10 protein-coding genes are annotated in these 13,858 nt (G+C 67.0%); 4 read left to right on the top strand and 6 right to left on the bottom strand.

What is annotated here, in order from left to right; translation table 11 throughout:
* Positions 1–2: 2 nt before the first annotated feature.
* Together parC and C7411_RS24965 are read left to right on the top strand one after the other, a co-directional pair.
* Positions 3–2,318, top strand: a complete 2,316-nt coding sequence (parC, locus tag C7411_RS24960) for a DNA topoisomerase IV subunit A (protein WP_110386712.1) — start codon at positions 3–5, stop codon at positions 2,316–2,318.
* Between the two features lie 165 nt (positions 2,319–2,483).
* Entirely contained in the window at positions 2,484–2,942 is a 459-nt protein-coding gene (locus C7411_RS24965) for a CopD family protein (RefSeq protein ID WP_110386713.1), read from the top strand.
* Between the two features lie 105 nt (positions 2,943–3,047).
* Here the strand turns inward: C7411_RS24965 and C7411_RS24970 are convergent, their stop codons facing one another.
* The 6 genes from C7411_RS24970 to C7411_RS24995 all read right to left on the bottom strand — a co-directional run bounded on the left by C7411_RS24970 (position 3,048) and on the right by C7411_RS24995 (position 10,103).
* The gene (locus C7411_RS24970) at positions 3,048–5,423 is read right to left on the bottom strand and encodes a bifunctional diguanylate cyclase/phosphodiesterase (RefSeq protein WP_110386714.1); all 2,376 of its coding nucleotides are present in this window, start codon (positions 5,421–5,423) and stop codon (positions 3,048–3,050) included.
* 313 nt (positions 5,424–5,736) lie between these two features.
* Positions 5,737–6,615, bottom strand: a complete 879-nt coding sequence (locus C7411_RS24975) for a PhzF family phenazine biosynthesis protein (protein WP_110386715.1) — start codon at positions 6,613–6,615, stop codon at positions 5,737–5,739.
* 12 nt (positions 6,616–6,627) lie between these two features.
* The gene (locus C7411_RS24980) at positions 6,628–7,092 is read right to left on the bottom strand and encodes a RidA family protein (protein ID WP_110386716.1); all 465 of its coding nucleotides are present in this window, start codon (positions 7,090–7,092) and stop codon (positions 6,628–6,630) included.
* A 72-nt stretch (positions 7,093–7,164) separates the two neighbouring features.
* Positions 7,165–8,364, bottom strand: coding sequence for an aminotransferase-like domain-containing protein (locus C7411_RS24985; RefSeq protein WP_110386717.1), 1,200 nt, complete (start codon positions 8,362–8,364; stop codon positions 7,165–7,167).
* Positions 8,365–8,473: 109 nt separating this feature from the next.
* Positions 8,474–9,379 (bottom strand): DMT family transporter, encoded by a 906-nt coding sequence (locus C7411_RS24990; RefSeq protein ID WP_110386718.1) that lies wholly within the window; start codon positions 9,377–9,379, stop codon positions 8,474–8,476.
* A 22-nt stretch (positions 9,380–9,401) separates the two neighbouring features.
* Positions 9,402–10,103, bottom strand: a complete 702-nt coding sequence (locus tag C7411_RS24995) for a VOC family protein (RefSeq protein WP_110386719.1) — start codon at positions 10,101–10,103, stop codon at positions 9,402–9,404.
* Between the two features lie 196 nt (positions 10,104–10,299).
* Between C7411_RS24995 and C7411_RS25000 the strand changes: the two genes are divergently transcribed.
* Together C7411_RS25000 and htpG are read left to right on the top strand one after the other, a co-directional pair.
* Positions 10,300–11,793: an aminotransferase-like domain-containing protein gene (locus tag C7411_RS25000; RefSeq protein ID WP_110386720.1), complete on the top strand. Its 1,494-nt coding sequence runs from the start codon at positions 10,300–10,302 to the stop codon at positions 11,791–11,793.
* A 138-nt stretch (positions 11,794–11,931) separates the two neighbouring features.
* Positions 11,932–13,845, top strand: coding sequence for a molecular chaperone HtpG (gene htpG / locus C7411_RS25005; protein ID WP_110386721.1), 1,914 nt, complete (start codon positions 11,932–11,934; stop codon positions 13,843–13,845).
* Positions 13,846–13,858 lie beyond the last annotated feature (13 nt).

Here is a 13,858-nt window from a genome sequence, read left to right on the forward strand (position 1 = left end):
ACATGGACGATCTCTTTGCTGAAGTGACGGACGCCCCGAACGGCGACACGCTCACGCTCGGCCACTACGCGGAACGCGCCTACCTCGACTATGCGGTGAGCGTGGTGAAGGGCCGTGCGCTGCCCGACGTCTGCGACGGCCAGAAGCCGGTGCAGCGGCGTATTCTCTTCGCGATGAACGAAATGGGCCTCGGCGACAACGCCAAGCCCGTGAAGTCGGCGCGCGTGGTGGGCGACGTGCTCGGCAAGTACCACCCGCACGGCGACCAGTCGGCCTACGACGCGCTCGTGCGCCTCGCCCAGGACTTCTCGATGCGCTACCCGCTCATCGACGGGCAGGGCAATTTCGGCTCGCGCGACGGCGACGGCGCGGCGGCCATGCGCTACACCGAAGCGCGCCTCACGCCTATCGCGAAGCTGCTGCTCGACGAAATCGACATGGGCACCGTCGATTTCATGCCGAACTACGACGGCTCGTTCCAGGAGCCGAAGACGCTGCCCGCGCGCCTGCCCATGCTGCTGCTCAACGGCGCGTCGGGTATCGCGGTGGGTCTCGCCACCGAAATTCCGTCGCATAACCTGCGCGAAGTCGCGGCGGCGGCGGTGGCGTTGATTCGCAACCCGAAGCTTTCGCATGCGGAGATCATGGAGAAGCTGCCGGGGCCCGATTTCCCGGGCGGCGGCCAGATCATTTCGAGCGACGCGGAAATTGCGGCGGCGTACGAGTCGGGCCGCGGCAGCCTCAAGGTGCGTGCGCGCTGGAAGATCGAGGACCTCGCGCGCGGCCAGTGGCAGCTCGTGGTGACCGAGCTGCCGCCGAACACCTCGGGCCAGAAGGTGCTCGAAGAGATCGAAGAACTCACGAACCCGAAGCTCAAGCTCGGCAAGAAGACGCTCACGCCCGAGCAGTTGCAGAGCAAGCAGACCATGCTCGCGCTGCTCGACGCCGTGCGCGACGAGTCGGGCAAGGACGCGCCCGTGCGCCTCGTGTTCGAGCCGAAAACGAGCCGCATCGACCAGGGCGAGTTCGTCAACTCGCTGCTCGCGAACACGAGCCTCGAATCGAACGCGTCGCTCAATCTCGTGATGATCGGCGCCGATGGGCGGCCGCGCCAGAAGGGCATCAGCGAGATTCTGGGCGAATGGATCGGCTTCCGTTTCGCCACGGTCACGCGCCGCACGCGGCATCGCCTGATCAAGGTCGACGACCGCATTCATATCCTCGAAGGGCGGATGATCGTCTTCCTCAATATCGACGAAGTCATCCGCATCATCCGCGAGTCGGACGAGCCCAAGAGCGCGCTGATGAGCGCGTTCGGGCTTTCCGGGCGCCAGGCCGAGGACATTCTCGAAATTCGTCTGCGTCAGTTGGCGCGGCTCGAGAAGATCAAGATCGAGAAGGAACTCGCGGAGCTGCGCGAAGAGAAGGCGAAGCTCGAAGAGCTGCTCGCGAACGATGCATCGATGAAGCGTCTCATCGTGAAGGAGATCGAAGCCGACGCGAAGCAGTACGGCGACGATCGCCGCACGCTCATCCAGCAGGAAAAGCGTGCGAGCTTCGAAGCGCGCGTGGTGGACGAGCCGGTCACGGTCGTCGTCTCGCAGAAGGGCTGGGTGCGGGCGCTCAAGGGCCACGGGCTCGATACCCAGGGCTTCACGTTCAAGGCCGGCGACGGCCTCTATGCGGCGTTCCAGTGCCGCACGCCCGACATGCTCATCGCGTGGGGCAGCAATGGCCGCGTCTATTCGGTGGCGATTGCGAATCTGCCTGGCGGCCGCGGCGACGGCGTGCCGGTCACGTCGCTCATCGAACTCGAAGCGGGCACGCATCTGCTGCACTACTTCGCGGCGAATGCGGAACAGCCACTGCTGCTGGCGTCGAGCAACGGCTTCGGCTTCATCGCGAAGATCGGCGACATGGTGAGCCGCGTGAAGGCGGGCAAGGCGTTCATGACGATCGACGAGGGCTGTGTGCCGCTCGCGCCGATGCCGATGCTGCCCGACGCGCTGCAGGTGGCGTGCCTTTCGTCGGGCGGCCGTTTGCTGGTGTTCGGCCTCGACGAGATGAAGACGCTCTCCGGCGGCGGGCGTGGCGTCACGCTCATGCAGCTCGACGACAATGAAAAGCTCGTGCAGGCGCTCGCGATCGGCGCAGCGGGCGTCGTGCTCGTGGGCACGGGCCGCGGCGGCAAGGCGGGCGAGGACCTGATGGCGGGCGCGGTGCTGGCCCCGCAGATCGGCAAGCGCGCACGCAAGGGCCGCGTGCCGGACTCGAAGCTCAAGGTCGTGACGGGCATGCGTCCGGTGTTGCCGCAGTAAACGCGCTTCGCGTAGGACCGGCGTCGGTGCCAAAGCACTCGCGCCGGTCGGCATATCCGGCGCAAACGGCTGCGCGGCATGGAATAATGCCGCGCACAACGCATGAGACGGGAGCATTCCCGTCTGCGTGCGCCAGATAAATACACGTTACGAGGGAATTCAAGCATGGGCCACGCGATCGCAGTCGCGCTCTTTCTGCATCTGCTGGGCGTCGCCGTCTGGGTGGGCGGCATGATCTTCGCGCACTTCTGTCTGCGCCCGGCGCTCGAAGACCTCTCGCCGCAGCTGCGCCTGCCGCTGATCGAATCGGTGTTCGGCCGCTTCTTCAACTGGGTGGGCGTCTCGGTCATCGTGATCCTGCTGACCGGCGGCTTCCTGCTCATGCAGTTCGGCGGCGGGCATGCCAGCTGGCAACTGCATGCCATGGCGGGCCTGGGCGTATTGATGATGCTGATCTTCGGCCACATCCGCTTCGCCGTGTTCCCGCGCATTCGCCGCGCCGTGCAGGCGCAGAAGTGGCCCGACGGCGCGCGCGCCGTGGGCACCGTGCGCCGGCTCGTCGTCGTCAATCTCGTGCTGGGTATCGTGACGATCGGGGTGGCGGTGCTCGCGCGCGGGTTCTGATCGTTTCTCCTGCAACGTTCGCGGCGGTGGCGCGCGTGCGCTTCGGCGGCTTTATGGGCGCGCGCCGAGCCGCGCGTGGGTCTGCGCGTCGGACTCGCCCCGGCGTCAGCGCGATTGCGGTGCGTCGCTTACGCGCTCGTTGCGGCGATCTTCGCGGGCGGCTTGCGCGCCCGCCGGCTGCGTGGCGCTGCATACGCCGAAGCGCTCGATCAGCGCGGCCACGCCTTCCACGGGCACGGGGCGCGAGAACAGGAAGCCCTGCGCCTCGATCGGGCCGAGCGCGGAGAGCCACGCGATCTGCTCTTCGGTTTCGGTGCCCTCGACGACCACCGTGAGTCCGAGCGAGCGCGCGAGATTGACGATCGCCGAGACCATCACGCATACGCTGCGATCCGCGGGAATGGCCTGCACGAACGAGCGGTCGACCTTCAGCGTGTCGACGGCGAAGCGGTTCAGGTAGGAGAGCGAAGAATACCCGGTGCCGAAGTCGTCGAGCGCGACGCGCACGCCAAGGCGCTTCAACGCGAAGATCTTCTCCGATACCAGCTCCGGGTACTCCATCATCGCGGTTTCGGTGATCTCGAGTTCGAGCCGGTGCGCGGCAATGCCGGTTTCTTCGATTGCGCGCGCCACGGTCTCGTAAAGGTCGCCGCGCCAGAACTGCACCGCCGAGATATTGATGGCGAGCGTGAGCGACTCGTAGCCCTGCTGCTGCCACTGCGCGAGCTGCGCGCACGCGGTGCGGATCACGAAGTCGCCTACGGGCACGATGAGGCCCGTGGATTCGGCCACGGGAATGAATTCGCCCGCAGGAATGAGCCCGTATTGCGGATGGTTCCAGCGCACGAGCGCCTCGAATCCCGTGATGCAGCGCCGGCGCAGATCGATCTTCGGCTGGTAGGCGAGAAAGAGCTGGTCCTCGGCGAGCGCGACGCGCAACTGCTGCTCCCACTTCATCAGGTGGTCGGCACGGTGGGCGAGCTGCGGCGAGTAGAAGCGAAAGCAGTTGCGTCCGGCCTCCTTCGCGGCGTACATCGCGAGGTCGGCCTTCTTGAGCAGATCGATTTCGCTTTCGTGCGCGACCGCGAAGAGCGCGATGCCCGTGCTCGCGTGCAGCACGAAGGCGCTGCCGCGCACGTCGAACGGATGCGTGAACGCGGCGTTGGTGGCTTCGGCGAGCGCGATGGCGCGCTTTTCGATGTCGTCGCCCTTCACGATCACCACGAACTCGTCGCCGCCGATGCGCGCGAGCGTGCCCGCGCCGCCCACGGCGTCGGCGAGGCGCGCGGCGCTCATCTGCAGCACGATATCGCCGGCGTTGTGGCCGAGCGTGTCGTTGACCGTCTTGAAGTTGTCGAGATCGATGAAGAGGATGGCGAGGCGCCCGAGGTTGCCCGGCTGCGAGACTTCATGACGCAGACGCTGCAGCGTGGCGTAGCGGTTGGGCAGGCCCGTGAGCAGGTCGTACTGCACGAGCTGCGACATCTCGCGCTCGCGCCCGAGCAGCTTGCCGATCAGTCCCGTGGCCACGGCGAAGAACGAGAGCATGGCAAGCGAGATGAACGTCGCCATCATCAGGTAGACGTCGCGCGTGTGGTTGTAGTCGGCGAATTCCTCGGCCTGCGAGAGACCGACCAGCACGGCGAGCGGATAGCCATCGATATGGCGGTACGAGACGATGCGCGTGACGTGATCGATCGGGTCGACATAGGTGCCCGACGCATGCTCGGAAATGGGATACACGCCGCTCGCGGAGAACGCGCCGTCCGCGTGCCCGGCGCTGCCCGTGCGGCGCGCGAGCACGGCGCCGCTGTCCGAGATCACGGCAATCACCCCGTCACGGCCGATCGCGGCGTTGTTGTAGAAGTCGCTCGTGAAGTAGCTCGGGTCTTCCGAGACGACCACCACGCCCGCGAACGAGCCGTCCGGGTGATTGAGGCGGCGTGTCATCTGCAGGGTCCAGTGGCCGGAGACGCGGCCGAGCACCGGCTTGCTGATAAAGAGCTGATCGTCGTTCTCGTGCTCGTGCACCTTGAAGTGCTCGCGGTCCGAGAGGTCGATGGGCTTGGGATTCGGATCGGCCGTATTGGCGACGAGCCTGCCATGCTCGTCGATGATCGACACCTGCACGAGCGAGTCGCTCTGCATCACACCCTTTTCGACCGTGCTCCCGAGATCGAAGTGGCCCGGCGACTTTTCGAACTCGTACTTCACGAAGCGCGTGATCTGGTCGACCTGGTGGATCGCCTTGACGGTGTGCTGTTCGAGCGCCGCCGAGAGGATTGCCGCCGAGGCCGTGGCCTCGCGCATGGTGGCTTCCTTCTCGACCGACAGACGCGTGAAGATGACCGCCCACAGCAGCACGAGCACCAGCACACCGAGCAGCGGAATGGCAAGCAGCGCGCGCGGACGCGTGTATGCCGGGCCGGGCACGTTGCGCAGGCTCGAATCGCGCGAGAACGGACCCCGCGTGGTGCTCATCGCGGCCGCCGCAGGCGCGTGGGCTCACACCGCGGCTGCGGCGGCCAGTACGGCAAGGATGCGCTCGGTTGAGTCGGCGGCATGAATGACGGATGGCTGGGGAATACGCGCATGACGCGCGCAATGCACGCCGGACGCGTCATGCGTCCGATGTTTCGATATTACTGGTTGGGGAATGATTAAGGAAGCTGTGGTCCGTCGGGTATACGCGAGGGTCGCCTCAAGCCGCGCGCGCTGCCCATGTACGGTGCATAGGTGCGAGGCGGCGCATCGCGGTCGATGCGCCTTGCATGAGGCAGGGGCCTGCCTGCGTTCAGCCGAGCCGGCAGGTCCCGTCGACGACCGTCACCGCATGGCCGCCAATCCAGATCTTTTTCGCCGCATCGTCGTATTCGACGTGCACGCGCCCGTCACGCCCGAGCGCCGTGCCTTGCCGCACCGTATAGCGTGCGCCCGGGCGCCGGTTCTGCTGTTCGAGCAGCATGGCGATGGCGGCGTTCGCGCTGCCGGTGACGGGGTCTTCGCCCTTGCCGAGCCCGGTCATGAGGCAGCGCACTTCAAAGGTCGCGGGACCGTCGGCTTCATGCGGGCCGTAGGCGGCCACGCCGTGCGCGCCCACACTCGCGGCAACCGCTTCGATTGCCGCGTAGTCGACGTCGAGCGCGAGCACCGCTTGCGCCGACGTGAGGCGCACGACGAGCCAGGGTGCGCCGTTATCGACGCCGCACGGCGCGGCCGTGAAGTCGATGGCGTCCGCGCGCAGCGCCGCGCGCAATGCATCGAACTGCGCCGCGGCGAGCGGCGTCACGCGCGCGGGCGGCGCGGCGAAGGCCCATGCGCCGTTTTCCGTGGCGGCCAGATCGATGAGGCCGGCGCCGCACTCCTGCACGAGGCGGCCGGGCGTCTTCGACGTGCGGCCGCTTTCGCGAAACGCGTGCGCCGTGCCGAGCGTCGGATGGCCCGCGAAGGGCAGCTCGCCCCTGGTCGTGAAGATGCGCACGCGGTAGTCGGCGCGCGCGTCGGTGGGGGCGAGCAGGAAGCTCGTTTCCGAGAGATTGGTCCAGCGCGCAATGGCCTGCATCTCGTCGCCGCTCAAGCCTTCGGCGTCGAACACCACGGCAAGCGGGTTGCCCTTGAAGGGTATCGACGTGAAGACGTCGACCTGTTTGAAGCGGACGCTGGACTGGATCATGGCGGGGCGGTCTTACTCGACTTCGGCGATCAGCTCGATCTCGACGCACGCGCCAAGCGGAATCTGCGCGACGCCGAAGGCCGAACGCGCGTGCTTGCCCTTCTCGCCGAACACGTCGGCGATCAGCTCCGAAGCGCCGTTCGTGACGATGTGCTGCTCGGTGAAAGCGAGCGTCGAGTTCACGAGGCTCATGAGCTTGACCACGCGCTTGACCTTGTTGAGGTCGCCCGTGTGGGCGTGCAGTGTGGCGAGCAGGTCGATCGCGATCGCGCGCGCGGCGGCCTGGCCTTCCTCGGTCGTGAGCGACTCGCCCAGCTTGCCGGCCCACACCTTGCCGTCCTTTTTGGCGATGTGCCCCGACAGGTACACGGTGTTGCCGCTTTGTGCGCTCATCACGTAGGCCGCGGCGGGCGCGCCTGCCTGGGGCAGGGTGATGCCGAGCTGCTCGAGACGGTCGTAGATGTTGATGTCAGCCATGGTCAGGATTCCTCATTCGGGTGTTGAGTCGGAAAAAGCCTGGCGCTGCGCCGGGCTTTCGCCGGGCTTGCGTCAGGCGTGCGCGCGGATCAGGGCGGCGAGCTTCGCAACGCCTTCTTCGATCTTCGCGGGCGGTACCGTGACGAACGACAGGCGCAGCTTGTTGTGTTGCGGCGCGTCGGCGAAGAACGGCGCGCCGGGCACGAAGGCCACATTCTGCGCGACGGCTTCGGCCAGCAGCTTCATGCTGTCGATGTTCGAGGGCAGCGTCACCCAGATGAACATGCCGCCTTCGGGGCGGTTCCAGCTCACGCCTTCGGGCATGTTGCGCTTGAGCGAGTCGAGCATCGCCTCGCACTGGTTGCGATACAGCGCGCGCACCTTCGGGATGTGCGTGTCGAGGAAGCCGTCCTTCACGACCTCGTAGACGATGCGCTGCGTGAAGCTCGGCGTGTGCAGATCGGTGGCCTGCTTGGCCTGCACGAGCTTGAAGTGCAGGTCTTCGGGCGCAATGATGTAGCCCACGCGCAGGCCCGGGGCCAGGATCTTCGAGAACGAGCCCAGATGCACGACATGCTCGGGCGCGAGCGAGTGGACCGTCGGCAACGGCTCGCCCGCGTAGAGCAGCGCGCCGTAGGGGTCGTCTTCGATCACGGGGAAGGGCGAGTGCCTCGCGAACGCCGCGAGCGCCTGGCGGCGTTCGAGCGGCAGGCGGCGGCCCGTGGGGTTCTGGAAGTTCGGGATCGCGTAGAGCAGGCGCGCGCCGGCTGTGAGCTCGGGCGTCAGGCCTGCGGGCACGAGACCCTTCTCGTCGGTCGGGACCTGGACGTACTTCGGTTCGTAAAGCGAGAACGACTGCAGCGCGCCGAGGTAGGTGGGCGTCTCGACGAGCACGGGGCTGGCGGGCGAGACCAGCACCTTGCCGATCAGGTCGAGCGCCTGCTGCGAACCCGTGGTGATGAGCACCTGCGAGGGACGCACTTTCACGCCGCCCACCGAGTGGCGCGCGGCGACCCATTCGCGCAGCGGCATATAGCCTTCGGTCGCGCTGTACTGGAGCGCGCCCGAGGGATCGTCGCGCAGGATGCGGTCGGCGGCGGCGCGCATTTCCTCGGCCGGGAAGCTGGCCGGCGCGGGCAGGCCGCCCGCGAACGAAATGACTTCGGGGCGCTCGGTGACCTTCAGGATTTCGCGAATCGCCGAGCTGGTCAGCTTGATTGCACGCTCGGACAGTTGCCACGCGGGCGCGGCCTTGAGATCGCTCTGGTCCATGGGGTCTCCTTGTTGGGGTGGGGCGAGTGGCTGATTCAGTGGCGGCATGGGGTGCGATCACGCGCCGCCGGATGCCGCCGAAAACCTTCGATTATGACGCGAAACCGGCTCATGCGCGCGCCGGCGCGGGGGCCGTGCGGATCGCCGAGCGGCGGCCCAGCACGACCGTGGCGATCACGGCGGCCGCGTAGAGCCACGCCGGGGGCGCGACCTGTTCGCCGAAAAAGAGCGCCGAGAACGCCATCGTGAAGAAAATCTGCAGCAGCTGCACCTGTCCCACGCGTGCTGTGCCGCCCATGGCGAGCCCCGCGTACCACGCGAAAAAGCCGATGAACTGCGAAAACAGCGTGACGTAGCCGAAGGCGAGCCAGGTCTCGAGCGCGACGGGCCCCGGATGCGCCACATGATGCGCCCACGCGAGCCAGCCTACCGGCAGCACGAGGAACGGCGCCGAGAGCACGAGCGCCCAGCAGATCACCTGCCAGCCGCCCAGTTGACGCGCGAGGCGCGCGCCTTCGGCGTAGCCGAGCGCGCCGATGCCCACCGCGATGAGCATCCACGCGTCGCCCGCGTGCAGCGAGCCGCCGCCCGCCTGGAGCGCGAACCCGACCACGAGCGCGCTGCCGACCAGCGCGCTGGCCCAGAACGCCTTCGAGGGCCGCTCGTGCGAGAGCCACGCGGCGTAGATCGCCACGGCGAGCGGCTGCAGTCCGTTGACGATGGCGCCGTGCGAAGCCGGCACGGTCTTCATCGCGAAGGCGGAAAACACCGGAAACGCGACGATCACGCCCAGCGACACCACCGCGAGGCTCTTGACCTGCGCCCACGTGGGCCATGTCTCGCGGCGGATGGCGAGCAGCAGCGCGGCCGGCACGGCAGCGGCGAGCGCTCGGCCGAGGCCGTTCAGGAGCGGGTGGAATTCGGCGACGACGATGCGCGTCATCGGCAGCGTCAGGCTGAAGATCATGACGCCGACGAGGCCGAGCAGCATGCCCTGGGTTTCGCGTGCTTTCATGCGGGACTTTGCGCTCGACGGATCAGCGTGCCGGCGCGCCGAGCGTGCGCGGGCCGGACGGGGTTTCGAACTGCGCGACGAGCGCGGGCGAGAGGGCTTCCTCCACGGCGATCAGGTGCGCTGCACCGAGCCACTGCAACTGCTCGCGCGCGGCTTGCGCCTCGCGGTGAAAGCCGGTGAGCGACGTGAGCGCGATGCCGGTATCGGCCAGCACCTGCGACGGATGATGCGCCGTGTCCCACTGGATCAGCGAGGGCAGGATGCCGTCGCCCGCGCCCTGCCAGGACGGGAAGGCGCCGTTTTCCGGCACCGTGAGCTGCCAGCAAAAGTCGCCGCGCGTCATCGGCACGGGCGCGGGAATGCGCTGGGGATACTGCTCGCGCCAGCGTGCGAGGCGCTTCGGCGGATCGACGCGCGCGACCCAATGCGACAGGTACGGCCCCTGTTCGAGGCGCGCCTGGACGGCAGGGTCGTCGAGCGCAAAGAGGCGCGCGCGGACATTCGCTCCACTGCCTGTTCCGCTGTTCGCGGCCGGATCGATGGCGATGACTTCCAGATACGCGCCGCCCCACAGCCCGAGCAGACGGTTGTGCGTGCGCATGAGCGGATGAGCGCCGCCGCCCGAGGGCGCGACGCCGAGCGCGTCGCTCACGTACTGCACGCCTTCTTCCAGCGTGCGCGCGGCAACGACGAGGTGATCGAGGCGAAGCGAAGACGCGTTCATGGGCGGGCAATCGGAGCCAGAAGTTTCCAGGGGGGCCGGAAGGAAGCGGGCAGCAGCACGCGCCTGAACACTATGCCGACGCCGCTACCGAATCCATACCGGTACGCATGCGATCAAATGTACCGGTATGGCTGCAGACAGTAACGGTACAATCGGCCCGATAGTGCTCTGTACAGTTCGAGTTCAGGGAGCCCTCATGTCCTCCGTACCGCTAGACCAGATTCCCGCCCCGCATGACGCGGCCACCCTCACGCTCGTCGACCAGCTCGTGCAGTGGGGCCGCCGCCGCATCGAGGAGCGCGTGTTCCGCCCCGGCATGCGCATGCCGTCCATCCGCAAGCTCGCGCTCGACAAGGGCGTGTCGCGCTTCACCGTGGTCGAGGCGTACGAGCGTCTGGTCGCGCAGGGCTACCTCGACTCGCGGCGCGGTTCCGGTTTCTACGTGCGCGAGCGGCTGGCGCTCGTGGCGGGCGGCGAACGCCCGCCGGCGGCCGCGGGCGTTCCGGCGCGCGCCGACGCGGTTGCCGCCCCCGCGCCACCCACCATCGACGTGGTCTGGCTGCTGCGCAACATGCTTCACACGTCCACGCGGCCAGAAAAAGGGCCGGGTCTGGGCTATCTGCCCGCACGCTGGCTGGACGGCGAGCTGCTGACCGGCGCGATGCGCTCGCTTGGCCGCCAGAGCGGCACGCAACTGCTCGGCTTCGGCTCGCCGCAAGGCTTTCTGCCGCTGCGCCAGCAACTCCAGACGCGCATGGCGGAACTCGAGATCGGCGCGACGCCCGAGCAGATCGTGCTCGTTTCGGGCATCACCCAGGCGATCGACCTGCTCGCGCGCATCTACGTGCAGCCCGGCGACACGGTGATCGTCGGCGACCCCGCGTGGTTCCAGATGTTCGGGCGCTTCGCCTCGCAGGGCGCGCGGCTCGTCGGCATGCCATACACGCCCGAAGGGCCGGACCTCGACGCCCTCGAGGCGCTGGTCGAGACGTGGCGGCCCCGGATGCTCGTCATCAATTCGGTGCTGCAAAACCCCACGGGCACCTCGTTGACCGCCGCGCAGGCGTTCCGCATTCTGCGGCTTGCCGAACAGTACGACTTCATCGTCGTCGAAGACGATATCTACGGCGACCTCTGCCCGGCCGGCTATCCGGCCACGCGCCTCGCGAGCCTCGACCAGCTTCGCCGCGTGATCTACCTCGGCAGCTTTTCGAAGACGCTCGCGCCGAACCTGCGCGTGGGCTATATCGCGAGCGCGCTCGACGTGACCCAGGCGGTGGCCGACCAGAAAATGCTCGTCGGCATGACGAGTCCCGAACTCAACGAGCGCGTGCTCTACCGCGTGCTCACGGAGGGCCACTACCGGCGACACGTGGAGCGCCTGCGCGGGCGGCTCGATGGCGTGCGCGACAAGGCCGCGCGCATGCTGGAGCGCGCCGGCCTGCGCCTGTTCGCGGCGCCGGGCGCCGGCATGTTCCTGTGGGCGGACACGGGCGTCGATGCGGACGCGCTCACCGCGGCGGGCCACGAAGCGGGCTTCCTGCTCGCACCCGGGAGCCTTTTTTCGCCGCACCAGTCGCCCACCACGTGGATGCGCTTCAATATCGCCAACTGCGGCGATCCCGCGCTACCCGCGTTCCTCGCCGACTACCTCGAACGCGTGGCCCGGCGCGGCGGCGCGGCAGCCTGAATTCGCGGGTGGCGGCTCTTGAAAACGGCGCCGTCTGTCCCCAAGTGGGCGGGCGGCGCGCCGCGATGCGAACAGGCCATCGAACTCGCGGCCACAAATTTGTCAGACTAGAACTGCAACGAAAGAGGACTCCCGACCATGGCACAAGAAACCATGAGCTTCCAGGCAGAAGTGAAACAGCTTCTGCACCTGATGATCCATTCGCTGTACAGCAACAAGGAAATCTTCCTGCGCGAGCTGATCTCGAACGCATCGGACGCGGCGGACAAGCTGCGCTTCGAGGCGATCGCGAACAGCGGGCTCTATGAGAACGATCCGAACCTGCGCATCCGCGTGGGCGTCGACAAGCAAGCGCGCACCATCACGATCGACGACAACGGCATCGGCATGAGTCACGACGAAGCCGTGTCGAACCTCGGCACGATCGCGCGTTCGGGCACGAAGGAATTCTTCGGCAAGCTCTCGGGCGACCAGCAGAAGGATGCGGCGCTGATCGGCCAGTTCGGCGTGGGCTTCTATTCGGGCTTCATCGTCGCGGACAAGATCACCGTGGAAAGCCGCCGCGCGGGCCTGACGGCCGCCGAGGGCGTGCGCTGGACGAGCGCGGGCGAGGGCGAGTTCGCCGTCGAGACGATCGAGCGCGCGCAGCGCGGCACGACGATCACGCTGCATCTGCGCGAAGGCGAGGACGAGCTGCTTTCCGCATGGAAGATCAAGTCGATCATCCAGAAGTATTCGGATCACGTCGGCCTGCCCATCGAAATGAAGAAGGAAGAATGGGACGCCGAAAAGAGCGAGATGGTCACGAAGGACGAGTACGAGACCATCAACCAGGCGAGCGCGCTGTGGACGCGCTCGAAGAGCGATATTACCGACGAGCAGTATCAGCAGTTCTATCAGCACCTCGCGCACGACCATCAGAACCCGCTCGCGTGGACGCATAACCGTGTGGAAGGCCGCAGCGAATATACGCAGCTCCTTTACGTGCCGTCGCATGCGCCGTTCGACCTGTGGAACCGCGATCACAAGAGCGGTCTGAAGCTTTACGTGAAGCGCGTGTTCATCATGGACGACGCCGAGCAACTGCTGCCGAACTATCTGCGCTTCGTGAAGGGCGTGGTCGATTCGAGCGATCTGCCGCTGAACGTGTCGCGCGAAATCCTCCAGGAAAGCCGCGACGTGAAGGCGATTCGCGACGGCGTGACCAAGCGCGTGCTCTCGATGCTCGAAGAGATGGCCGGCGCTGTTACGGATGCCGAAGCAAGCGAAGAGGACAAGGCGAAGTACGCGACGTTCTGGACCGAATTCGGCCAGGTACTCAAGGAAGGCATCGGCGAGGATCACGCCAACCGGGAGCGCGTGGCGAAGCTCGCGCGCTTTGCGTCCACGCACAACGACACGAACGAGCAGACCGTCTCGCTCGCCGACTACGTCGCGCGCATGAAGCCCGAGCAGACGAAGATCTACTACGTCACGGCCGACACGTGGCAGGCCGCGAAGAACAGCCCGCATCTCGAAGTGTTCCGCAAGAAGGGCGTGGAAGTGCTGCTCCTCACGGACCGCGTGGACGAGTGGATGCTGTCGTTCCTGAACGAGTTCGACGGCAAGCCGCTCGCGAGCGTGGCGCGCGGCGACCTCGATCTCGGCGCGCTCAACGACGAGGAAAAGCAGCAGCAGGAAAAGGTGAGCGAAGAACTCAAGCCGCTCGTCGAGCACATGAAGGAAGCGCTCAAGGACAAGGCCAAGGACGTGCGCCTCACGTTCCGCCTGACCGATTCGCCCTCGTGTCTCGTGGCGGATGAAGGCGACATGAGCGGCTATCTGCAGCGCATGCTGAAGGCGGCTGGGCAACACGCGCCGCAGATGCAGCCGATCCTCGAAGTGAACCCGGAGCATCCGCTCGTGAAGGCGCTGCGCACCGATAGCGCGGACTTTGGCGACTGGTGCAATCTGCTGTTCGATCAGGCGCTGCTGGCGGAAGGCGGCGCGCTGGAAGATCCGGCGAGCTTTGTGAAGCGCACGAACGCGCTGCTGATGGCGCGCGCGGGGTAAAGCTTCACGCCGC

Origin of the sequence: Paraburkholderia silvatlantica (genome assembly GCF_003096715.1) — a bacterium.
Taxonomy (GTDB): domain Bacteria; phylum Pseudomonadota; class Gammaproteobacteria; order Burkholderiales; family Burkholderiaceae; genus Paraburkholderia; species Paraburkholderia silvatlantica.